Consider the following 23749-nt stretch of genomic DNA (forward strand, 5'->3'; position numbering starts at 1 on the left):
AAATATCCTCAACTTCTTAAAAAGTCGGGGATATTTGGATCTGAATAGAAATTAGTCAGAAATGCCAGCATCTCGAAGGCGTTTTTCTAACTCTTCCAAACGTTTTAAGGCAGTTTCTTTAGCGAGTTGATAACGAGATCCCTACTTCCTGACTCGGTGATTTTCTAAACAACTTGAAAACTAAAGTTCAAACTCGCCCAATTATTGACATCCAAAACATAGGCATCATTGGTAGTAATATTAATATCAGTTTTGACTTTACTAGCATTATGTATATCTTGTAATATAGCTTGGGCAACTTCCAAAGGGTTGATTATGGGACTAATAGCCTGTTGATCTGTGGTAGGATATTTAGCGATAGCTGCGCTGGCCGAAGGCATCGCCAATACCGTGAGAGTTTCCTGAAACGGTGCTGTACTCAAAATAATTTGGTGTTGACAAAAAGTATAACGTGTGGGTAATAACCAACCAGAGACAGATTGATTATCTGGGATTTTCATAGTTTGGCCTGGAGGAATGAGAATTTCTATTAGTTGGGGTTTAGTAGGAGGAATTTCTGTTTCTGGAAAAACTTCCCAAGGATAAAAAGCAAAGGCATTTTGATTATTATTTAAACCCACTAAAATTAAGTATATAGGGCGATCGCTCAAATTTTCGATTTTATATTGCAAACGACTACCCACAGGAATTGTCGGCATAGCAATTCGCTCATAGCCAGGTGGTTGCAAAATGTTATCCTGACTAGCAATTCCCAAAGTATCTCTCACCATAAACACACGGGGGACAATACTCTTCACAACCTCTAAAGTTGCCCTCACAGGTAAACGGGAAGAACCTTGATTTTCTGTCAATTGCCACAATTTTGATGCCAACAAAGTCGAAAATTGCGGTGTTAATCGCTGTACTGCCACCTTCACCGCTTCCCCAACTTCCCCGATAGTATTAATAATCGCTTCACCACCCAGGCAAAAAAGACCATAACGGCTAGGAATTTGGGCAACTTTACCAAACACATAATCAGCGGTTTCTTGGGTGGTAACAATATTAGCAATGCGGCTAATTCCTGAAAAAACGCTAGTAGCATCTACCACTTCAATTCTTTCCAAATTCTCATCTAAAGCCACATTCACGGAAATATTGCGGGGTAATATGCGAATACTTTCTTGGACTATTTGCCCAACTTGAGGTAGATTGGTAACTTCCTTATTTGTCAATTTAGCTTTAGCTACTAACCCACTTCGTGATTTAACAGTTAATTCTGCCCCTGTATCCAGGATTAACCGAGAATTTACGCCATAATTAGTGAGAACGTGGAGAGGTAATCCCCCTAACCATAACTTGAATATTTTACCATCTTCTTCTATGGCTTGAACCACGCCAATACTTCTCAAGTTATCAATGGGAAAATAATCAATAATTAAATTATTGGGAAATTTTTTTGAGTCATTTAATAAACTTGGTTGTTGTTTTCCACCCAACTGATACATGGAAGTGGCAACACCAGAAAGAAAAACCGAAATGGTTTTAGCTGGGGTAGTTTCCCACAAATATTGAGTTAAAGCATAAGTTAATAATCCCGCAGTGCCATTAGAGAAAATAAATTCTCCTGCCTGTTGATTTGGTGCTGCGGTAGCGTTGATAATTAGAGGATGATTATTAGCTAATTGCTGATTTTTCAGTTGGGATAAAAACTCTAATTCTTGTATTTGTAAAATTGCTGTTGATAATTCTGGACGAGTCCGCACTCGTAAACCAGTGGGTTTTAATCCATGAGAATGATTGTAACTGGTATCTAATATTGCCGTAACTTGATTTGTAGGGAGCGATCGCAATAATAATAACAGAGTTTCTGTCAATAAATAGTTTCTCGATTTTGTGCCTAATAAATTATTCTCATCAACAGGAACTATGGCATTTTCTAAGATTCCCCTTCCCAAATTCACACAAGTCCCATAGCCAGAAAAATGGAAAATTACCACATCTTCAGATTTGGCTTGCTTACCCAAGTGATCTAAAAAAGCCGCTTTAATAAAATCTTTACTAGCTTGTTCATCAGTTAAAGTCAAAATGTCCGCTGCTGCAAAGCCACAACGATTAATTAACAGTTCTGTTTGCAATTCCACATCAGTTATACAACCCCCCAGGGCAGGACTTTGTGGATATTGATTAATACCTATTAATAATGCTAACTTCCGCTGGTGAGATTGTGCTAAAGCTTGGTAATAGGGATTTCCCAAACTCAACCACTCAGTTTCCGCCACTCCCAATGCCGCTAATAAGCCGCTAATCCGTTGTAAAAACCTACGCCGTTTCATAGTTAGCTATCATACCCTAGCCCATTAGCTAATATTAAAGGCTAAAGTCTGTACAGTAAAGTTTTTGATCTTAATGTGACATACTCCTACACTGGTGCAAGCATACAGTGTAGGCTTCTCAGCGACTCTTCTATGAAGACATTAACTGAGCTTTGTTTTAAGTCCACGAGAAGCCCCTCCGCAGACTGTGCAATTTCTTACCTTGTACCCTACAAATTTTACTGTCCTGGATGAAATGCTGGCTTATTTGCGCTATAGGACAAACCCGGAGGTGATTTATATTAATTAATATGTGCTTACTTGCTTCTATGCTGTGCAACAGAGTCGCTTACCAATAATCGCAATGCTATTGGACAGAGGCTTATCAGACACCAATAGGGGTGAAGTCAACCAAATCTATTATACCTTATACCAAATTTAAAATATTTTGCTCATTTCCTCCATGTCTTCCTTCCTCTCTACGAGACGCTACCACGAACACCTACGGCATTTGTCGGAAGACTGTCGTCAACTCACAAGCCTACGGCACGCTACGCAATTCATCTCAACACCTCCCTATCGGGCAGGTGTGAGGCTTATTGCTGTTTCAGCTAAACTAATACAGGTGAAATTTTCATAGCCCGGGTTAACTCAGCCGCAACTTCTGGACGAGAAAATTCTGGTGGTGGTAATTCACCCCGACGTAACATTTCCCGTACCTTTGTTCCTGACAGGTGAACTCGTTCCTCTGGACTGCTAGGACTGGTTTTAGTTGTGGCCATTTGTTTGGTGCGCTTGCAATAGAAAGCGTGTTCAAACTTCATTGGCACAATTCCCAACTCTTCAGGGGCGAATTCATCGAAGATATACTGAGCGTCATAAGTGCCGTAGTAGTCACCTACACCCGCATGATCACGTCCAACAATAAAATGTGTACAGCCGTAATTTTTCCGCACTAAAGCATGGAAAATGGCTTCCCTTGGACCTGCATAGCGCATGGCTGCTGGGTTAATTGCCAAGATTACTCTATCTACAGGGTAATAGTGTTCTAGTAAAATTTCATAACAACGCATTCGCACATCAGCGGCGATGTCATCCTCCTTAGTTGCCCCTACCAGTGGGTGCAAAAATAGACCATCTACAGTTTCTAAAGCGCATTTCTGAATATATTCATGGGCGCGGTGGATAGGATTGCGAGTTTGGAAACCCACAATTGTTTTCCAGCCTTTTTCTCGAAACATTTCCCGTGAAGCAGCGGGGTCAATTTGGTAGCGGGGAAAATGGGGATGAGTGTCACGTTGCAATAACCAGATATCACCTGATAGGTTGATAGAACCTTGGTTATAAACTACCTGCACCCCAGGATGTTTTAGATCATCAGTGCGGTAAACATTGATAGCTTCCTGTTGTTTGTCGTAGGTATACTTCTCGGTCAGTTCCAATACCCCAATAAACTCGCCTCTGGGGTTATCCAGACGCACCAAACCGCCTTTTTGTAGAGGGGCTGCTACTTCTTCGGTTACAGACAGTGTAATAGGAATTGACCAGACAATACCGTTAGCTAACCGCATTTCTGTGACGACTCGGTTATAGTCTGCTTGGTTCATGAAACCAGTCAAAGGACTAAAACCACCAATGGCAATCATTTCTAAATCGGAAACTGCTCGCTCATCAAGTTCCACACGCGGTAAAAAGTCAGCTTTGGAGAGAAATAGTTCTCTTTGTGCTGAGGAAGCAACCCGGTTAATTAACTCTCCACCGTGGGCGGCAATAGCATCTGGATGGTAACTCAACGTAATTTTTCCCTAATTGTTGCAAACTATGTACTAAGTTACCAAATTATTGGTACACATTGTTAAATTTCTGTGAATTTTTTGCCTTTGCCGGTCGGAAAGGGTGAGATTAGGGAATGGCTAATGGGGAATGGCTAATGGGTAAGAAATTTTATTCTTCCTTCTTCCTTCTTCCTTCTTCCTTCTTCCTTCTTCCTTCTTCCTTCTTCCTTCTTCCTTCTAAACTCCTGACTCCTGACTCCTGCTATAAAACATTACAAACAATTAAAATAAAAGTTGTGTTAAACCAAAGTTTAAACTCAAGAGAGTTTTCAAATTAGGAACTTCCAAGAAAAAAATTATCCCAATAAAAGAACCACAGAGGCACAGAGAACACAGAGAGAGAAGAAATAGAGAGAGTTTTTGCGTTACTTATTCCTGGTGCCTGATTCACTTTTTTAACCCTGAAACTAATTAGCAACGCCTAAATAATCAGCGATCGCATTGATTTATCACCTATATGTGCTATGATTCGATGCGATCGCTATAATATTAGGCAATAAAAGAAACAATGCAGCATTTCGCCTGATCTAAAAAAATTGCCAATTCTACAACTTCACATTAGGAGGAAGTAGCACTTTATTAATTACATGAATTACGCCATTACTAGCTTTAACGTTTGTTTTAGTAACTTTAGCGTTACCTACATACACTACGCCTTTTTTAGCTTTTATATTTACTGGTTGACCTTCAACTGTTTTTACAGCACCAGGTTTGATATCTTTAGCGTAAACTGCACCCGGAACTACATGATAGGTCAGAATTTTGACTAAAGTTCCTTTGTTTTCTGGCTTCAAAAGTTTTTCTAAAGTTCCTTTTGGTAGGGCAGCAAAGGCTGCGTCTGTGGGTGCAAATACGGTAAATGGGCCTTCACCAGATAGGGTTTCTACTAAACCTGCTGCTTTAATAGCTGTTACCAGGGTTTTAAAAGAACTGTTACCACTGGCAACATCAATAATTGTGCCTACAGTGGTTTTACTATTATCAGCTTTCTTGCTCATGGGCGCAGGTTGGCTTTCTGCAAAAGCAGGAACACTGACGAAAAGGGTGGTTGCAGCTACAGCGATAGCAAGTGTTTTACCAAAAATGGAATTCATGATTTCTCGCTCCCACAAGTTTTAGTTGAAATTCACTACCAAAATTGTAACAGAATTTAACAATTTATGTTCATTTGTAACTATTCTGCCAGCATTGTTAATAACTGTGCCTCTGTCAATTGGCTAATTCCTAAATTCTGGGCTTTTTCTAGTTTAGAACCGGCATCTGCACCCACAACTAAAAAGTCTGTTTTTTTGCTAACTGAATCAGTAATTTTACCACCTGCTTTTTGAATTAGGGCTTTGGCTTCATCCCGTTTTAAGGTTGGTAATGTGCCGGTAACGACAAAGGTTTTCCCAGCAAAATTTTGATTAATTTTCTCTACTGCTTTGGTTTCGGTGCTGTTGGCTAATTGTAAGCCAATGGTCTGAATCCGGGAGATTAAGGTTTGATTGGCTGGGGTGCGAAACCATTGATAGACTGATTGGGCGATTTCTGCACCGATACCATAAACGCCTGCAATATCTGATTGTCTGGCGGCTGTTAACTCTTCAACGGTGGTAAACTTCTCGGTGAGTAATTGGGCGTTGACGCTGCCAACGTGACGGATGCCTAAACCATATAATACTCTAGACCAGGGTTGGGTTTTTGATTGAGCGATCGCCTTCACCAATTTTTCCGCAGATTTTTGTCCCATGCGTTCTAATGCACATAATTTATCTGTCTTTAATTCATATAAATCAGCAATGGAATGTACAAAGCCCTTGTCTACAAGTTGATACACCAACTTCTCCCCCACACCTTTAATATCTAAAGCGTCACGACTGACCCAATGTTCAACCTCACCTTTAAGAATCGCCGCACAGGAAGAATTTACACATCTAGTAACAGCTTCGCCCGTTTCTCTGACTACCTGTTGACCACAGACGGGACAATGGGAAGGCATAATGAAAGGTTGAGTGTCAGCGGGACGTAGTTCTTTGATGACCCGGACGACTTCGGGAATGATTTCTCCGGCTTTGCGAACAATCACGGTGTCGCCAATGCGGATATCTAATTGCTCGATGCGATCGCTATTATGTAAGGTAGCACGGGAAACAGTTGTTCCTGCTAATTGTACGGGCAACATTTCTGCTAGAGGAGTTAATGCCCCAGTTCTGCCAACATTGACAGTAATTTTTTCTACACGGGTCGGGGCTTCTTCCGCCGGATATTTTAAGGCTATAGCCCAGCGGGGAAACTTCTGTGTAAACCCTAATTGTTCTTGGAGTCTAAATGTATTTAATTTAACGACAACACCATCCGTCATATAGGGAGAATTCAGCCGTTCTGTATCCCAATATTGGTAATATTCAGCAACTTCAGCAATAGAATGGCAAAGTTTATGATTGGTATCCACTCGAAAACCCATTTTTTGCAACAATTCCAAAGCTTCCCATTGAGTATTCGCAATACTAGAATCATCCAAACCTGTAATATGCAGAGTATAAGCAAAGAAATCTAACTGTCGCTGTGCTACAATCCGTGAATCTAATTGTCTGAGCGTACCCGCCACAGCATTACGCGGATTAGCGAACAATTGTTCCCCAGCTTTTTGTCTCTTCTCATTAATTTCCTTAAATACCTGTAGCGGTAGGAATGCTTCTCCTCGGACTTCGACTTTAGCAATATTTTCTAAACCGTCAAAATTCAAACGCAGGGGAATTGAGCGAATAGTCCTGACATTTTGGGTAATGTCCTCACCCATGACCCCATCTCCTCGCGTTGTCCCCCTGACTAAAAAACCATTTTCGTAAGTTAAAGCCAAGGCTGCACCATCAATTTTTAACTCAGATACATATTCCAGTTCTACGTTATTATACTGAATGGGTGAGTATCGCCGCCAACGCTGATCCCAACTTTGCAATTCTTCAATATTGAAAGCATTTTCCAGGCTATATAGAGGAATATTATGACGGACTGAAGTAAAATGGGTGGCAGGGCGATCGCCAACACGCTGAGTTGGACTATCGGGAGTAATTAATTCGGGATTTTGCGTTTCTAATTCTTGCAACTCTCGATACAGCCGATCATATACAGTATCTTCCATAATTGGCGCATCTAAAACATAATAGGCATAGCCAGCTTGTTGCAACAATCTTCGTAACTCTTCTATACGTTTTACTTCCGGCTGAGTTGACATTATCAGTTTCATAACAAAAAATAATAAGTGGGTTGGCGTTAGAAATTGTCGTTATGGCAAGGGAACAGGAAAGAGGTTTTGGGCATTGCTGGATAAAGCGAAAACCTAAACAAATTAAGGTTTTTCAGGTTAGAAAGAACTATTCATTGACTATCACTTTCTCAACTTTGAGACTGTTCTGACTTCCTTCTAATTCTTCCTCCTGACTCCTGACTCCTAGCCCTCACAGATAAATTTTTGTAGCAAACCATAATTATGACTCAAACTTTCACAAACAAACCCCCTATTATTATCGCTCATCGTGGTGCAAGTGGCTACCGTCCCGAACATACTTTAGCTAGTTATGAATTAGCAATTGATTTAGGTGCTGATTATATTGAACCCGATTTAGTAATTACCAAAGATGGTATTTTAATTGCCCGTCATGAAAATGAAATCTCTGAAACTAGTGATATTGCCAATCATCCCGAATTTGCTCATTTAAAAACCACGAAAATTATTGATAATGAAATTAAAACAGGTTGGTTTACAGAAGATTTTACCATCGCCGAAATCAAAACCTTAACAGCTAAAGAACCTATTCCCCAATTACGCCCGCAAAACCTAGTTTATGATGGCATATTTCCTATTCCCACCTTTACAGAAATCATTGATTTAGCCCAGCAGAAAAGTCAAGAAACTGGACGCAAAATTGGCATTTATCCCGAAACAAAACATCCTAGTTATTTTCAAACAATTGGTTTACCATTAGAAGACACTTTATTATGCAACTTACAAAAAATTAACTTACCTATATTTATTCAATCCTTTGAAGTTAGTAACCTCAAACAATTATCTCAAAAAACAGATTTACCTTTAGTCCAACTAATTAATGAAACTGGTAAACCTTACGATTTTGTGATTAATCATGATCCTCGAACTTATACAGATTTATTAAATCAAAAAGGGTTAAAAGAAATTACTGAATATGCCCAAGCAATAGGTGTAAATAAAAACTTATTGATTCCCAGAGATAATCATGGTCAATTACTATCACCAACATCTTTAATTATAAATGCTCATGCAGCTAATTTACAAGTTCACACTTGGACTTTTAGAAACGAGGATTTTTTCTTACCCTTAGATTGTCAAGCAAATCCTGAAAAAGAATATCAATTATTTTTTAACTTAGGTGTAGATGGTGTCTTTAGTGATTATCCAGACAAAGCTGTAAAAGTCAAACTCCATGAACAATTCATCATTAAATCGCTTAACCGCAGTTGCCCAACTTTTCACAGCTATCAATAATCTTAAGGGGGTGAAATAAATTTTTTCTCGCTGCCAAAATCTTTCTAAAACTTGTTTTCTACCAATGATATATTCTAATTCTGATACCCAAGCATATTCTTGTCGAATAGCTTGAGAGTATGCTTGATATTCCATAGAGTTAGCAGCTAAGATAGCAAGATTTTCAGCTTTATTAAAGAGAATGACTAATTGTAATATAGTAGATGTGGGGAATAAGTAATTAGTAATTGGTTAATTTTCTTTTTTCTGACTCCTCCTATTCAATCAGAACTTCATAAATAGAAATAGCTTTATCTTTACCTTTAACTTTGACGGATTCATCTACCAGTTTTAAAGAAAACAATTCAGGCTTAGATAAGCTATTCACTACTGATTCTGTAATCAAAATATTACAATTATATTGCTTTGTTAATCCCTCAATCCGAGAAGCCACATTGACAGCATCACCAATCACGGTGGAATCAATGCGGGAGGTAAAACCAACTGTACCCATAACTACTGTACCCCGATGAATACCAATTCCTGTAGCAATGATTGGTAATCCTTTTTTTGATCGTTCATGATTAAACTTATCTAAAGCTTTAATCATCAAAATTGCGGCTTGGATAGCACAGTCTGTACTATCATCATCAAATAATGCCATGATGGCATCACCGATATATTTATCAATAAATCCACCAGATTCATCTATGGCTTTTCCCATACAGGCTAAATAGTCATTTAAAAATGTAAATATTTCTATGGGTTCCATAGCTTCTGACATAGAAGTGTAACTGCGAATATCGCAGAATAAAATCGTCATTTTTCGGGTAGAAGCCATACCAACTGTAATATTTTCTATGCCTTCAGGGGCAATGACAGAAACAAATTTATCGGGTACAAATTTCTCAAATGAGTCTAAGGTTTTTTGTAATTTGCTAAAAGATATCTGCAATGTTGCTGACATTTCGTTAAAGGAATTTGCCAATGCGCCAATTTCATCTCTACGATGATTAATATTGGCACGATGTTGTAAATCTCCTCCAGCAATTTGGGCTACACTAGACTGTAAACGCCGTACGGGATCACTTAAATGTTGTGCTAAAATGTAGGCACATAACCAACCTACAGCCAATCCTATAGAACCTACTATTAAAGCCTGATTGACTGCATTATTAACAGCACGATCTACTTTTTGCAGAGATAAACCAATTCGTAAAACACCAAGGTTTTTACCTGCTATTGTGCGAATATCCGAAGCTACTTCAATTACTGGTTCACCTCGTTTAGCCCGTAATTTGTCTCCAAAATAAATATCTTTGAGGATAAATGTTTCGATAACGCGAGTTGTTTTAGAGGATTTTAATGCACTTTTGGTGACAATTAAAGGCACAATATTAGGAATGTATTGGTTTTGATATTCGTTAGGGGAAGCAGCCACAATTTGATTGTCTTGGCGGATATCTGAAACCAAGACATAGACAAAATCTTCATTTTCTCGCAAGATAAAATCTATATTTAGACGAATTTGACTCCAATTTTCTTCTGATAATTCGTTAGAGTATGTATAGCTGAGGACTTTAGAAATACTTTTAGCATCATTTAACTTTTCTTCGCGGTAGAGGGTATTTTCACTTTTTGCCCACACCGTCACTATCGCACCAATCAAACCTAGAATCAGTAAGGTGATTGAAGTCATAATTTGAGTACGAATAGAACGAAAAGTCAATATTTTCATAATTGTGGAATTAACTCTTCTACGAAAGTTACCCAGCGTTTATTTTTGGTTTCCTGTGAACAATCATCACCAAAAGCTAAAGTTATAGGACCTCCCATTTTTGCTAGGATTGGCTGTTTATCTTCACCCCATCTAGTGGCTAAAATGATATTACATTTGTTTATATCTGTAGATGATAATTCTATGGCTTCCGTTGTTCTTCGGTAAATTGGTGGTTTCCCTGTGACGACTACAGAAGCTTGAGGTTTTATCCCAGCTAAAGCAAGCACGTCTTTGATTCTGACACCATGTAGTTTAACTTTGTTACTAGGCCAGCGGACGCGATAACCTACGTTTTGATTAAGGGTAACTTGTGGCAATTTATCAAGTTCGGCTAAATTGAGTTGACGATCGCCTACTCGGAGTGATACTTTTTCTGTACCAAATATAATATGAGTCACATAAAATGCCCAATCTCCCTCATTATATTTTTGTCGAAGTTGGGGATACTGGGTATAGGGATAGATTAAATAAACCGGACCACCTTGGTCACGTTGAATTGGTTTATCATTTTTAGTCAGTGCTAAGATAATTGGGTAGGTGTGTAAGTCTTCTATTTTGACTGTGACATGATAAGCGTCGTAGCAAACAAAGGTTACTTCTGTAACTCCAGGGGGAACACCAAACTGTTTTAAAAGTTTAGATATCTGTATTCCTTGAAATTTAAATACTTGATTAGGGTTAACAATATTATTGGCATCAATGGTGTTGATATTTGTTGTAGCTAATTTAAGCAACTCCGGCCAACTCAATGTATCTGATTTAAAATCTGTTGTTTGACCCTGAATAACTAAATTCCATTGCCGCTGTGGGTTTTTTTTGGTTTTATCTGCTAGAATTTCCGCATTGGCATCGCTTGCTTCTTTCAGCCATCCTTCTAATTGTGCATTTGTCGGCTTTTTTGTACAACCTGTCAAACAAACTATACCTATACCCAAAGTTACTAAAGTCCAGTTTTTCCCAATATTCAATAAAATCACATTCAAAATTACTAGGAAGGTTTACAAAATGGTGTTTTCTAAGTTACAAGTAACACCATAGTTAGTTTTTACGCAATCATTCAACATTACTCAAAAAAAATGTCCCTTGGAAACAACGGACAACTAACAACGGACAACGGACAAATTTATGGTATTACAAGTAGAAAACAACACTTACGAAGCGAAAACCCAAGAAATTGCTAAACAGGTTTTAGCTGCTACCCAGGAAAATCGCTCATTTTTGGCTGCTTTACGGGATCAAATGCGCCTTGATGATAAATTACTCGATTGGGCTATGAGTAATCCAGGTTTACGGGTACAATTATTTCGGTTTATAGACACCTTGCCCGCTTTACATAGTAAATCAGAAATTGCCTCCCATTTGCAAGAATATTTGGGAGATGATTCCGTAGAACTACCCGCAGCCTTGAAAGGAATCTTAAATTTTGCTAACCCTGATTCTATGCCCGCACAGGTAGCCGCGACAACAGTGGGAACTGCGGTAGAAACTTTAGCACATAAATATATTTCGGGAGAAAATATCAAGCAAGTTATCAAAACCGTTGAGAGACTGCGAAAAGACAAAATGGCTTTCACCATTGACTTACTAGGTGAAGCGGTAATTACGGAAATAGAGGCGCAATCTTATTTAGAAAGATACCTTGAATTGATGCAGCAGTTGGTGGAAGCATCCAAAAATTGGGGGAAAATTCCGGCTATTGATGAAGCTGACGGCGAAAATATCCCCAAAGTCCAGGTTTCTGTCAAATTAACGGCGTTTTATTCCCAATTTGATCCTTTGGATGCCCAAGGTAGTGAAGCACGAGTCAGCAATCATATTCGGACTTTACTCCGTCGCGCTCAAGAATTAGGTGCAGCAGTCCATTTTGACATGGAACAATACGCCTATAAAAATATCACGTTCAATATTCTCAAGAAGCTATTACTAGAAGAGGAATTTCGTCAACGCACAGATATTGGGATGACAATACAAGCATATCTGCGGGATAGTGAACAAGACGCTAGAGATATTATTGCTTGGTTAAAACGACGGGGTTATCCTCTCACCATTCGCTTAGTTAAAGGTGCGTATTGGGACCAAGAAACCATCAAAGCTACTCAAAAGCATTGGCCACAACCAGTTTATAATGATAAAGTCGCCACCGATGCCAATTTTGAGGCGATAACTCAGCTATTGCTGGAAAATCATCAGTATGTCTATTCTGCCATAGCTAGTCATAATGTGCGATCGCAATCTCGCGCGATCGCAATTGCGGAAAATCTCAATGTTCCCCGTCGTCGTTTTGAAATGCAAGTGCTGTACGGCATGGGTGATAAAATAGCCAAAGCTTTGGTAGATAAGGGTTATCGTGTGCGGGTTTATTGTCCCTACGGTGACTTATTACCAGGAATGTCTTATTTGATTCGGCGGTTGTTGGAAAATACGGCGAATAGTTCGTTTTTACGGCAAAATCTGGAAAATCGTCCGGTTGAGGAGTTGTTAGCAGCCCCAATTATGTCTCACGCAGAGGCGCAGAGTCGCAGAGTGGAGGAAGGAGGTTTTTTTGGTGTTGCGGATACTGATTTTGCGGAGGAGGAGAGAAGGAAGAGGTCGAGTTTGGCTTTTGCAAATGTGCGTCAGCAGTTGGGAAAAACTTATTTACCTTTGCTAAATGGGGAATATGTGAATACTGCAACTTTTGTTGATTCTCTTAATCCTTCCAATTTTAGTCAGGTTGTTGGTAAGGTCGGTTTACTGAGTGTTGAACAAGCTGAGGAAGCAATGAAATTTGCTAAGGCTGCTTTTCCGGCTTGGAAGAAAACTCCGGTTAAGCAACGGGCGGATATTTTGCGGAAGGCTGGGGAGTTAATGGAGGAACGACGCGCTGAACTTTCGGCTTGGATAGTTTTAGAAGTGGGAAAACCTGTTAAGGAAGCTGACGCGGAGGTTTCGGAAGCTATTGATTTTTGTCTTTATTATGCTGCGGAAATGGAACGGTTGGATAAGGGTGTAATTTATGATGTGGTTGGGGAAACCAATCGTTATATTTACCAGCCGAAAGGTATCGCTGTTGTCATTTCTCCCTGGAATTTTCCTTTGGCTATTGCTTGCGGTATGACTGTTGCGGCTTTGGTTTCAGGAAATTGTACTTTACTCAAACCGGCAGAAACTTCTTCTGTGATTACTGCAAAGTTGACGGAAATCTTAATAGAAGCCGGAATACCAAAAGGTGTTTTTCAATACGTCCCCGGTAAAGGTTCTCAAGTCGGTGCTTATTTGGTTAATCATCCTGATACTCATGTGATTGCTTTTACTGGTTCTCAGGAAGTAGGTTGTAGAATTTACGCAGAAGCCGCAGTTCTTAAACCTGGTCAAAAGCACCTCAAGAAAGTAATTGCGGAGATGGGTGGCAAGAATGGCATTATTGTGGATGAAAGTGCTGATTTAGACCAGGCTGTTGTCGGCGTTGTTCAATCTGCTTTTGGTTATAGTGGACAAAAATGTTCTGCTTGTTCACGGGTGATTGTGCTTGAACCTATTTATGATGCTTTTGTGGAAAGGTTGGTAGAAGCAACTAAATCTTTGAATATTGGAGAAACGGAATTACCCAGTACCCAAATTGGTCCGGTGATTGATGCTATTTCGCGCGATCGCATTTTGGAGTATATTCAAAAAGGTAAACAAGAAGCAAAAGTCGCCTTAGAATTACCCGCACCCAGTCAAGGTTATTTTATCGGTCCGGTGATTTTTTCGGAAGTACCCGCAGATGGAGTTATCGCCCAGCAGGAAATATTTGGACCTGTCTTAGCAGTAATTCGGGTGAAAGATTTTCAAGAAGCAATAGACGTTGCCAACGGCACAAACTACGCTTTAACCGGTGGTCTTTATTCTCGCACACCTTCCCACATTGAACAAGCACAAGCGGAATTTGAAGTGGGGAATTTATACATTAACCGAAATATTACTGGAGCGATCGTTTCTCGTCAACCTTTTGGCGGTTTCAAACTTTCTGGAGTCGGTTCAAAAGCAGGAGGACCAGATTATCTGTTGCAATTCCTAGAACCACGTCACATCACAGAAAACATCCAGCGTCAAGGTTTTGCCCCAATTGAGGGTGCAGACTAACTCTATAACACACACAGATCCCCGACTTCTTGAAGAAGTCGGGGATCTAGTACCGCAAGGCGGAAGTCAAAAGTCAAAAGTCAAAAGTCAAAAGTCAAAAATAATATGGCGTAAGCTTTTTAGTGATTGAGAATGGTTGTTTTATTTACGCCGTGCTGTACTAGGATTTTTCTTATTCCTTAAATCCTGGAAATCCTGATTCAGACAAACTATGATGTTTTGATGTTACAATATAACATCAGGGTTTCCCTATATTTATGGGTAAAAAAGATGATATTAAGCAAGTTGATGCAATTGCGAGAGAATTTCGTATGTTACCGGAATTAAGAGATGATTTTGGACCATTTCTGGAGGAAGAAAAAAGAAATGGTTATGGAGGAACTTTAAATAATAGAGGTGATTTTACATATCAGGAACTTAGACAAAAAGCTAAAGAATTTTTAGAGGATAGAGGCTATTAATTATGACTCCTAAAACATCTCTTGCTAATTCAATACTAAATCTTAATCAAATTATTCAACCAATTATTGGTGAAACTTGCCATCAAATTACATTTAGTTATGGGGATGAACTACGGTTACATTTTGGTGAAATGATTGCCTATTCCCATCCTAAATTAGCACATTTACGCAAAGGAACTTGGCGACTTAACACTAGGGCAACACCTTGGTATTTAATGATAGGAAACGGTCTTTTCAGTCATTCATCTATGTTCGCAAATTATCAAAACGCTGCCGAACTTGCTAAAATACCGTTACAGTATTTGGAAAATAAAAAACTAACTAATTTTGCGCTTGGTGGTAATCATAGTTTTAAACTTACTTTATCATTTGAGGATCATTATGAATTGGTTTTAGAACCAGATTTAGAAGATGATTCTGGGCTTGCTTATTGGGAATTAATGATGCCAAATGAGCAAATTTTAACCGTTGGTCCGGGAATGTTTTGGGAATGTAAATCAATTCATGAACCTTATTAATCTGGATATTTAGATTCAGATACAATCTCAGTTTTGAAATATAATTACTAATTAAGATGTGTAACTGCGTATCCATGTCTAGAATAAAACCCTGCACGTTTTTATCTTAGCGCGAAATCCAAATACTAACATCCTTAAGATAGATACCGTCTCTCTAAAAATATGCAAAAATGAAGGTAGAAATATCTGTTAAAAACCACTAAACACCATTCTCTATTTTTGACTCCTGACTCCTATTCCCAGGGGGGTGAGACTATGATTGATACAAGTAACGATATAAGAATTATTTCTTTGATTCCCAGTGCTACGGAAATTATTGCCAAACTGGGCTTGTTTGATGCTATGGTAGGGCGATCGCATGAATGTGACTATCCTCCCGAAATCGTCAATCTTCCAGTTTGTACCCAAGCCCGTTTGAATGGTCATGCTAGTAGCAGTTCTATTCATACCGAAGTCAATGATATATTGCAATCTGCTTTGGGTATCTACAAAATCAAAGTGGATGTTTTAGAGAAATTGCAACCTACCCACATTATTACCCAAGATCAATGTGATGTATGCGCTGTCAGTTTACTAGAAGTGGAAAAAGCAGTTGCCCAACTTATCCACAGTTCACCGCAAATTATCTCTTTACAACCCAACACTTTACAGGATCTTTGGGGTGATATTGAACGGGTTAGTCACACATTTGGAGTGGATTCAGTAGAAATACTGGAAAGTCTAGAAGCCCGCGTGAGAATTTGTAAGCGTAGGCTGCAAGGACTTTCCGCTGCCGAAATGCCTAAAGTTGCTTGTATTGAATGGACTGATCCTTTGATGACCGCTGCAAATTGGGTTCCTGAATTAATTAACTTAGCAGGAGGAAAACCATTATTTAGCCTCACTGGCAAACCTGCTACTCAGGTCAAATGGGAAACATTAGTAGACAGTAATCCAGATGTGATTATTTTCATGCCCTGTGGCTTTAATTTACAACGGACTCAGCAAGAAGCAGAATTATTAACTCAACGCCCAGAATGGAAAAAACTCCACGCTGTTCAAACAGGAAGAGTATTTATTACCGATGGTAACGCTTACTTTAACCGTCCTGGTCCGCGATTAGTAGATTCTGTGGAAATTTTAGCAGAAATATTGCACCCAGATATTTTTGACTATGGTTATAAAGACACTGGTTGGAAAGTTTTGTAATCATTGCAGGGCAGACAAAATCACTAATTATTAGAAATTACTCAAAAGTTGATTTAATCTGCTTTTCAGATTCCTAATTTTTAATTCTTAATTCTGCCAAGCTGTACTAGTGAGAGTTTAGGAATAATCAAAAACTACACGCCCACCAGCACGCCAATCAACATGGACGAAACCCCGGTGCATTCCCCGTCCCAAACCTGTACAATCAGAAGCACGACAAACTTCAAAGAGTCCTTTCATATTGCCATCAATCGGAGAAAGGTCTAAGGCCAGTCCCTTGATGTGTTGGGATGCACGAGTGCCACCTACTCTCGCATTCTCAGCCGCTGGACGATAGCCAGAATTAATCTGAAGTGGACTTCCATAAGCCTGGCGAATTTTCCCAAATCCTTTAGCCGCTTTGATTATATTATTAACGATTTCAGTGGATTCTGGAACTCTGGTACATCCTTTCGTGAACTCTCCCCATGTGAGAGGGATACCTTCAACTATTAATTCCTGTTCATAAACAATAGTTCCATTTGGTAACTTCATGGTCTTGCCAGTTTTATTACCTAGACTTGATTCTGGTAAGACTGCTGCTTTTGTGTCTAGCACTTGTTCGCTAACATTATGTCCTACTGCTATTTCCAGTAATGCACCAGCAACGGATGGACCTAATAATTCAGGTGAATCTAACCATACACTTGCTTTAAATTTGGCAAATCCTTCTTGGGTTAAAATGCCTACCTTACCATCAATATCACTGGGATAAAGACCTTTACGTTTAAGTAGGGTTTGGATTTCTGTAATAGTATCAGCATCAGCTTCAGTCAGTTTGATGACTTGATTTGAGGACTGGATTTTGGTTAAATTGACAAAATCTTCTAAAGCTTCTGGCATTGATTAATCTCCTAGCATTGATTTTTACCACCTTTGCAACTTTAGTGAGTAGTATCCTAAACCTGCGGCTTGCAGTAATTTTACTATGATAATTAAATTATACCAATAGCTTCAAACGCTTTTTTAACAGTAGGGGTTTAGCACTGCTAAACCCCTACCTATAGAATTGAACGATTAAGCCATGTTAAATATATTTACTGATATAGTTACGGGTATATTTGTGTTTGACACCTATAGGAAAATATTCAACATCACCAGTATGTTTTAATTCTACTAAAGGTGTTTGATATTGTGGAGGAACATAATTAGCAAACTCACTATTCAGACGCAATAATTGAGTCAAAATAGCAGCAGTAACAGATAATCTTTTCTCTTCATGATCTTCTACTCCTGGTGCTAACTCTACAACCACAGATAAAAAGCGGTTTTCGTCTGCATCTTCCTGAACCTGTAAAACAAACTTACCCGTTACCCATTCTCTAATGATTGGTTGTTCTAGTCCGACTGTGACATTTTCTGGATAGATATTTGCGCCAAAATAGGAAACTGTAAAATTAGAACGTCCAAAAACATAAACAAAAGGTAATTGATGAATTCCCCGATGATTTTGTAATTCTGTCAGCGGATTAAAATCCCAATTTCCTAAAAATTCTAGCATTTCTGCATAACTAATTAAACCACCCTGATCGAAAATGCTATATCTAATTAAAGGAACTCCATTATTACCAGAAAATAATAAATTTCCATCTTCAACTTCAAAAAACCGACTGCAAGGATCATATTGAACTAAAGTCGGTAAACGCGACTCCCCAAATAATGCTTTAGCTGCTTCCGGTGTGGCTGCTAAAAACCGCCGAATACAAATACTAAGAGGGGTTTCATTCCCTAAAACTCCTGCGTCTGCTGTTCCATACATGGAAGCAAAATCATCATAGGGATTTTCCGAACCTATTCTTTCTCCGACTAAATTGCGCCATTCTTCACTGAATACTTCCCCTGCCATGACTAACTTAATGTGATATTGTCCCCACTGCATTCCATTGGTAATACCCGTATCAATGACATCTTTGAGAAATGGTGGATATCCTAATAGAACAACTTGCTCAAAATTACCGCCTAATTCCTGGACAATTCGCAAAATTTCTGTTTTATTATTCCCTGGGGTAATAACTGTAATCGAATAACCTTTAGCGGCTAAATGACGACAGCAATTAGTGGTAAACATTCCGCCCACCCAAGTTCCCAAGGTAAAACAAATTACTGCTAAACTGGGTTTAGTATCGGCATGAAAACTATCATGAAAAATTTGCTCGAAGCGGGTGGCTATTTGCAATTCGTCAGTGATGAAACGTGGCCAAAATGTGGGTTTACCTGTTGAGCCAGAGGAAGCAGCAATCATATCACAGCTTCCTAGTTTTCCATTATTACACAGTTGGGGCAAAGAATAACGGGAAATATAATTTTCTTTATTAATTTTTGGTAAGTTTTGGAAATCTGCTAATGTTTGAATATTTTGAGGACTTATGCCTCGTTCTGCTAAAAATGCCTGATAAGCGGGTACACTAGCAGATACATCCTGAAATAATCTCAAAGCTATTTCTTGAGAGTCAATATTCAGGTGCTGTTTGAGTTTGTCTGCTAAGGGAGTTGAGATAAAATCTTCTAATCCCAGGATTGCCCTTTGTGTTGATATTTGTGGTTTCATAAGGCTGGTTTGTGCAAAAAATTTGGCTGTTCTTTCTCAGAATTCTATCTATAAATGCAACTTTTTAGTAACCTATAGGACTTACCCACTGTACAAGCTCACCATCATATCAATAAACGAAATTGCCTCGTTTTCGGCTTTGGGAATAAAGATAGTGCCATTAATACCCTGAAACTGTGGGAATTAAGTACGGGTAAATTGTTGCGTGATTTTACTCAGAATACAGATTCAATTGAGTCAATTGTCTTTACTGCTGATGGAGGAATGATGATTACTGGTAATTTTAATGGCAAAATAAAATTCTGGAATTGGCGAACTGGTGAGCTAATCTCGACTATGAGAGGTGATACAAATTCGGTGGAAGCAAACAGATAAGCTATTTCTAACTTAAGTTGACACCAATGATTACTGTTAAACCCCTGCGGTACTAGGTTATTTTTTATTTCGCAAAAGTTTATATCGCACCCGTGTTTAGTATATAAAAATTTTAGCTGCTAAATGCTACGGGAACGTAAATTACCTCGTTGCTTTTGTAGCCATTGATAACTCTCCATTTATCTCCCCGGATCATGCAAATATATTGCAGTCAACAACACATAAATAATGGCGGTCATCGTTTTTGTACCCAGTGCGGTGAAGCATTACCTTTGACGGTGGGACAAGTTATTGATAATCGTTATGAAATTGCGCGGATATTGGGACAAGGTGGTTTTGGCCGCAGTTATTTAGCGATTGATCGCCAAAAATCCCGAAAAACTTGCGTTTTAAAGGAATTTGCCCCCAATGTTGTTAAACCCCAGGAGTTACAAAAGGCTAAGGAACTGTTTGAACGGGAAGCAAGTGTCCTCAAAAAAATCCAACATCCCCAAATTCCCCGGTTTCATGCTTCTTTTTCCGCCAAAATTGGGACTAAGGATTTTTTCTTTTTGGTGCAAGATTATATTGAGGGTGATAATTATGACCAATTATTTGAACAGCGTCGGGGTCAAGGACAGTCTTTTAGTGAGGAGGAGGTGATTAATTTACTACATAATGTTCTGCCTGTGCTAACTTATATTCATTCTTTAGATATAGTTCACCGCGATATTTCCCCAGATAATTTGATTTTGCGTCAAAGTGATAGTTTACCCGTATTGATTGATTTTGGAGGTGTTAAACAGTTACCAGCTTCTCAGGGTTTTTGGCGGACACAATTGGCTGTAAATGCGACTTTGTTAGGTAAGAAGGGATACGCACCAGAAGAACAGTTACTTCAGGGAAAAGTCTATAAAAGCAGTGATTTTTATGCGTTAGCGGTGACGGCTTTGGTATTAATGACGGGGAAAGAAGCACATTTACTTTATGATAGCTTTAATGGGGTTTGGCTTTGGGGTAAGGAAATTAAGGTTAGTCCCAAATTAGAGACTGTCCTGAAAAAGATGTTGGCATATAAGCCGAGCGATCGCTATCAAAAAGCCGAACAAGTTATCAAAGATTTACCTTTACCATCCACTTCATCTACACCACAGATTATGCAAACTTCTAACAATAATCCCAATCCCTATATTACTAAGTTGAAAACACAGGTGGTAGCGCCAGGAATAAAGCGCGTTCGCAGTATTCATGGTGGTGTCCACAATCAGACAAGTTTGTTTGTTCAGAAAATACCTATGCCAAAATGGTTGCGTCCTTTTATGGTTAGCTTTATTATGACTACGGTAATGTTGTCAACAGGTGCGGGTATGTTTGCTTTAGGAAATTTTGCAGTTAAGGGAATAACTTCAATTAAAATTCCGCAAGTTGAACTTCCCAAAATCCCATCTAAGAATACTCCTGGAGATGAAAAAAATAAAACTAATCGCACTATTCAACAGGTGTTTAGTCGTCTACAACAATTAGAAATTTCTACGGCATTTTTTATTACCACAGTTAATGAAGTTTTTTATGCCGAAAACCCAGAATTAAACAACCGCAAGTTAACTCAGAACCCCGATGATGCAGCTTTGAGAACACAATGGAATGGTATAGCTAATCAGTTATTAAATAATCTAGAAAAGGCTAATTTAAGTGAACCTGCTAGAAAGAAAATAGGTAGTTATAGTCAACAGGATTCCCAACGCTGGGAACAGTTAGCCAAATCGGGAAAATTAGGTAATTATAAATCTTTTCAGGATTTACGCGCAGATACATATCAGACCTTTGACCCGTTGTTTACCGGTCAGGAACGTGGGAAACTAAATCAAAAAACTTTTCTGCAAATCTGGTATGCGATCGCATCTGATAAAGTAGAAAATAAGTAATATGTAATAGGTAATGGGTAATTTGTCAGAACTGACAACTGACAACTGACAACTGACAACTAACAACTGACCAATGACTAATATATACTGTTCTCAAGGGCATCAAAATCCGTCCGGTAGTAGGTTTTGTCTCCAATGTGGGGACAGAATTGGCAGCGTACCGACCTCGGGAAATCAAGGTATTAAAGCGGGACAAACTTTAGGCGATCGCTATGTTATTATTCGACAAATTGGTCAAGGAGGATTTGGTAAAACCTACTTAGCAGAAGACCTGAACCGCTTTCGAGAAGCTTGTGTTTTAAAAGAATTTTCTCCCCAGGTACAAACTCCCTACATTGTCCAAAAAGCCGAAGAACTTTTTCAGCGAGAAGCAAGTGTACTTTACAAATTACAACATCCTCAAATTCCCCGATTTCGGGAACTATTACGCATCAACTTACAAGGGAAAGAAAGTCTTTTTCTAGTTCAAGATTATATAGATGGTGAAACTTATAATTCCTTATTAAATAGTCGGCAAAAACAGGGCTTAAAATTTAGAGAAATAGAAATCCGCCAATTATTACAGCAAATTTTACCAGTATTAGAATATATTCACGCCCTGGGGGTTATTCATCGTGATATTTCTCCTGATAATTTAATGCTTCGGAGTAGTGATAAATTACCAGTATTAATTGATTTTGGAGGTGTTAAACAAGTAGCCGCCACCGTCGCCTCTCAATATTACCAAACAGGGGGAATAGCATCTCCCACAAATGGCACTTTGTTAGGAAAAATAGGATTTGCACCCCCAGAACAGATGCAAACTGGTATGGTGTCCACCCACAGTGACCTATATGCTTTAGCCGTCACAACGTTAGTTTTACTGACAGGTAAACAACCCCAAGAATTAATTGATACTTATAATTTTAGTTGGCAATGGCGACGGGAAATCAGCCTCAGTTCCGCACTTGGACAAATCATAGACAAAATGTTATCACCAATTGCGAGCGATCGCTATCAAACAGCCCGTCAACTTCTCCAAGTCCTCAACCCTCAATATGTTAGCTATCCGCAAACGCAACCCCCCACATCTGCTACAGTTGCTATTTCTCCCCCGAAAATCCCCGTTCCTGAACCCGTGATGATTCCCACTCCTCCCCAACCAGGTATTTGGACAGGAAAAAATGTTTTGATTCTCGTTTTTTTCCTGACTATTGGGAGTTATTTATATTGGCAAAAACTTAAAACCCCTACCAACAATTTACAGGGAAATAACCCGATAATTGTACCCAGTCCCCATTCCACCGAAACAGCAAAAACAGAAGTAACTTTTTCACCAGAAGAAAGACAACGCAAACAAAAATTGAGCGATCGCCGTGAAGAATTAGATATAAATTATCAATTTTATGTTAAACTTGTGAACCAACTTTTCCGGGAAAAATATCCCAATTTAAAGGGGCGTATTCTTAGTGATAATCCAGAAGATGAAAATTTAAGGGCAGAATGGGATCAAACCGCCGCCGAAGTCCTAGAGAAGCTATTAGCCATCACTTCTGACTCCCGCCGCCAACTGGGAAATTATACTGGAGATGAACGCACCACATGGAAAGCCCAAGTCAATCAAATCAACGTTAGTAGTCGGTCTTTATATGATTTAGGTGATGCAGCTTTTTTCAGTGAATTTCCCGAACAAAAGAGTAAAAGTTTTATTAAACAACCCATTGGACAAGTTTGGTACGCATTTGTCAATGATCAACTTAACGCCATTCTTGACAAAAGCATATTGGAAACAATAGTCTTTCCTGAAGGCACTACAGGTAAAACAGTGAGTGGAACTCTCCAACCAGGAAAAGGTAAAGTTTTTATTGTTGGACTAGCCAAAGATCAAAATATGGAAGTGAAACTAGAAGCAAATTCCAAAGTTTTACTCTCAATTTATTCCCCCTCTGGGAAAAACCCATTACTACAAGACTCTCAAGCACGGACGATATCTGCAACATTACCAGAAAAAGGATTTTATGAATTTGTTGTTGTTTCCACAGCCTCAGAATCCGTAGATTATCAACTCACCCTAACCGCAGAAAATCCCCCAGAACCCGAACCAATAGAAGAACCAACAGAAGAACCAACTCCCACAGAAACACCCACACCCGAAAGTAATTAAGCAAGGAAAATTAATTATATAAAAGATTTGGATTTAATGTAGGGGTAGTGCCCCCGTGCCTACCCCGTTATTTGTGG

General features: G+C 39.0%; 15 protein-coding genes. 7 read left to right on the top strand and 8 right to left on the bottom strand.

Annotated elements, in window-relative coordinates; translation table 11 throughout:
* Positions 1 to 164: 164 nt before the first annotated feature.
* From CA730_RS15105 to ligA, 4 genes are all read right to left on the bottom strand, one after another.
* The gene (locus tag CA730_RS15105; RefSeq protein ID WP_096668492.1) at positions 165 to 2315 is read right to left on the bottom strand and encodes a caspase family protein; all 2151 of its coding nucleotides are present in this window, start codon (positions 2313 to 2315) and stop codon (positions 165 to 167) included.
* Positions 2316 to 2905: 590 nt separating this feature from the next.
* Entirely contained in the window at positions 2906 to 4087 is a 1182-nt protein-coding gene (gene sat / locus CA730_RS15110) for a sulfate adenylyltransferase (protein ID WP_096668494.1), read from the bottom strand.
* Positions 4088 to 4674: 587 nt separating this feature from the next.
* Positions 4675 to 5223 carry a fasciclin domain-containing protein gene (locus CA730_RS15115; RefSeq protein ID WP_096668496.1) on the bottom strand — a complete coding sequence of 183 codons (549 nt, stop codon included), beginning with the start codon at positions 5221 to 5223 and terminating at the stop codon, positions 4675 to 4677.
* A gap of 80 nt (positions 5224 to 5303) precedes the next feature.
* On the bottom strand, positions 5304 to 7346 hold the full coding sequence (gene ligA, locus CA730_RS15120; protein ID WP_407919739.1) for an NAD-dependent DNA ligase LigA: 2043 nt from the start codon (positions 7344 to 7346) through the stop codon (positions 5304 to 5306).
* A gap of 255 nt (positions 7347 to 7601) precedes the next feature.
* Between ligA and CA730_RS15125 the strand changes: the two genes are divergently transcribed.
* A complete protein-coding gene (locus tag CA730_RS15125; protein WP_096668498.1) occupies positions 7602 to 8633 on the top strand; it encodes a glycerophosphodiester phosphodiesterase in 1032 nt (343 codons plus the stop codon).
* A 256-nt stretch (positions 8634 to 8889) separates the two neighbouring features.
* Here CA730_RS15125 and CA730_RS15130 read toward each other — a convergent pair whose 3' ends face one another.
* Both CA730_RS15130 and CA730_RS15135 read right to left on the bottom strand, forming a co-directional pair.
* Positions 8890 to 10350: an adenylate/guanylate cyclase domain-containing protein gene (locus CA730_RS15130; protein WP_096668500.1), complete on the bottom strand. Its 1461-nt coding sequence runs from the start codon at positions 10348 to 10350 to the stop codon at positions 8890 to 8892.
* Entirely contained in the window at positions 10347 to 11369 is a 1023-nt protein-coding gene (locus CA730_RS15135) for a molybdopterin-dependent oxidoreductase (RefSeq protein ID WP_096668502.1), read from the bottom strand. Before CA730_RS15135 ends, CA730_RS15130 begins: the two co-directional genes overlap by 4 nt.
* 148 nt (positions 11370 to 11517) lie before the next feature.
* On the opposite strand from CA730_RS15135, the gene pruA reads away from it, so the two are divergent.
* From pruA to CA730_RS15155, 4 genes are all read left to right on the top strand, one after another.
* Positions 11518 to 14496 carry an L-glutamate gamma-semialdehyde dehydrogenase gene (gene pruA / locus CA730_RS15140; protein ID WP_096668504.1) on the top strand — a complete coding sequence of 993 codons (2979 nt, stop codon included), beginning with the start codon at positions 11518 to 11520 and terminating at the stop codon, positions 14494 to 14496.
* A gap of 257 nt (positions 14497 to 14753) precedes the next feature.
* Entirely contained in the window at positions 14754 to 14957 is a 204-nt protein-coding gene (locus tag CA730_RS15145; protein WP_096668506.1) for a hypothetical protein, read from the top strand.
* A 2-nt stretch (positions 14958 to 14959) separates the two neighbouring features.
* Positions 14960 to 15475: a hypothetical protein gene (locus CA730_RS15150; protein ID WP_096668509.1), complete on the top strand. Its 516-nt coding sequence runs from the start codon at positions 14960 to 14962 to the stop codon at positions 15473 to 15475.
* Between the two features lie 255 nt (positions 15476 to 15730).
* On the top strand, positions 15731 to 16663 hold the full coding sequence (locus CA730_RS15155) for a cobalamin-binding protein (RefSeq protein ID WP_096668511.1): 933 nt from the start codon (positions 15731 to 15733) through the stop codon (positions 16661 to 16663).
* Between the two features lie 117 nt (positions 16664 to 16780).
* Here CA730_RS15155 and CA730_RS15160 read toward each other — a convergent pair whose 3' ends face one another.
* On the bottom strand, positions 16781 to 17545 hold the full coding sequence (locus CA730_RS15160) for a D-Ala-D-Ala carboxypeptidase family metallohydrolase (RefSeq protein ID WP_096668513.1): 765 nt from the start codon (positions 17543 to 17545) through the stop codon (positions 16781 to 16783).
* Positions 17546 to 17729: 184 nt separating this feature from the next.
* Entirely contained in the window at positions 17730 to 19250 is a 1521-nt protein-coding gene (locus CA730_RS15165; RefSeq protein WP_096668515.1) for a phenylacetate--CoA ligase family protein, read from the bottom strand.
* A 569-nt stretch (positions 19251 to 19819) separates the two neighbouring features.
* Between CA730_RS15165 and CA730_RS15175 the strand changes: the two genes are divergently transcribed.
* Both CA730_RS15175 and CA730_RS15180 read left to right on the top strand, forming a co-directional pair.
* Positions 19820 to 21529 carry a serine/threonine-protein kinase gene (locus CA730_RS15175; protein WP_096668517.1) on the top strand — a complete coding sequence of 570 codons (1710 nt, stop codon included), beginning with the start codon at positions 19820 to 19822 and terminating at the stop codon, positions 21527 to 21529.
* Positions 21530 to 21602: 73 nt separating this feature from the next.
* A complete protein-coding gene (locus tag CA730_RS15180; RefSeq protein ID WP_096668519.1) occupies positions 21603 to 23672 on the top strand; it encodes a serine/threonine-protein kinase in 2070 nt (689 codons plus the stop codon).
* The last annotated feature ends 77 nt before the right edge of the window (positions 23673 to 23749 follow it).

The organism is Dolichospermum compactum NIES-806 (genome assembly GCF_002368115.1).
Classification (GTDB): Bacteria; Cyanobacteriota; Cyanobacteriia; order Cyanobacteriales; family Nostocaceae; genus Dolichospermum; species Dolichospermum compactum.

Excerpts from the sequence above, each read along its gene's own strand:
- CA730_RS15105 (WP_096668492.1), bottom strand. The coding sequence starts at position 2,315 with ATGAAACGGCGTAGGTTTTTACAACGGATTAGCGGCTTATTAGCGGCA.
- CA730_RS15115 (WP_096668496.1), bottom strand. The coding sequence starts at position 5,223 with ATGAATTCCATTTTTGGTAAAACACTTGCTATCGCTGTAGCTGCAACC.
- ligA (WP_407919739.1), bottom strand. The coding sequence starts at position 7,346 with ATGTCAACTCAGCCGGAAGTAAAACGTATAGAAGAGTTACGAAGATTG.
- CA730_RS15125 (WP_096668498.1), top strand. The coding sequence starts at position 7,602 with ATGACTCAAACTTTCACAAACAAACCCCCTATTATTATCGCTCATCGT.
- CA730_RS15130 (WP_096668500.1), bottom strand. The coding sequence starts at position 10,350 with ATGAAAATATTGACTTTTCGTTCTATTCGTACTCAAATTATGACTTCA.
- pruA (WP_096668504.1), top strand. The coding sequence starts at position 11,518 with ATGGTATTACAAGTAGAAAACAACACTTACGAAGCGAAAACCCAAGAA.
- CA730_RS15145 (WP_096668506.1), top strand. The coding sequence starts at position 14,754 with ATGGGTAAAAAAGATGATATTAAGCAAGTTGATGCAATTGCGAGAGAA.
- CA730_RS15150 (WP_096668509.1), top strand. The coding sequence starts at position 14,960 with ATGACTCCTAAAACATCTCTTGCTAATTCAATACTAAATCTTAATCAA.
- CA730_RS15155 (WP_096668511.1), top strand. The coding sequence starts at position 15,731 with ATGATTGATACAAGTAACGATATAAGAATTATTTCTTTGATTCCCAGT.
- CA730_RS15160 (WP_096668513.1), bottom strand. The coding sequence starts at position 17,545 with ATGCCAGAAGCTTTAGAAGATTTTGTCAATTTAACCAAAATCCAGTCC.
- CA730_RS15165 (WP_096668515.1), bottom strand. The coding sequence starts at position 19,250 with ATGAAACCACAAATATCAACACAAAGGGCAATCCTGGGATTAGAAGAT.
- CA730_RS15175 (WP_096668517.1), top strand. The coding sequence starts at position 19,820 with ATGCAAATATATTGCAGTCAACAACACATAAATAATGGCGGTCATCGT.
- CA730_RS15180 (WP_096668519.1), top strand. The coding sequence starts at position 21,603 with ATGACTAATATATACTGTTCTCAAGGGCATCAAAATCCGTCCGGTAGT.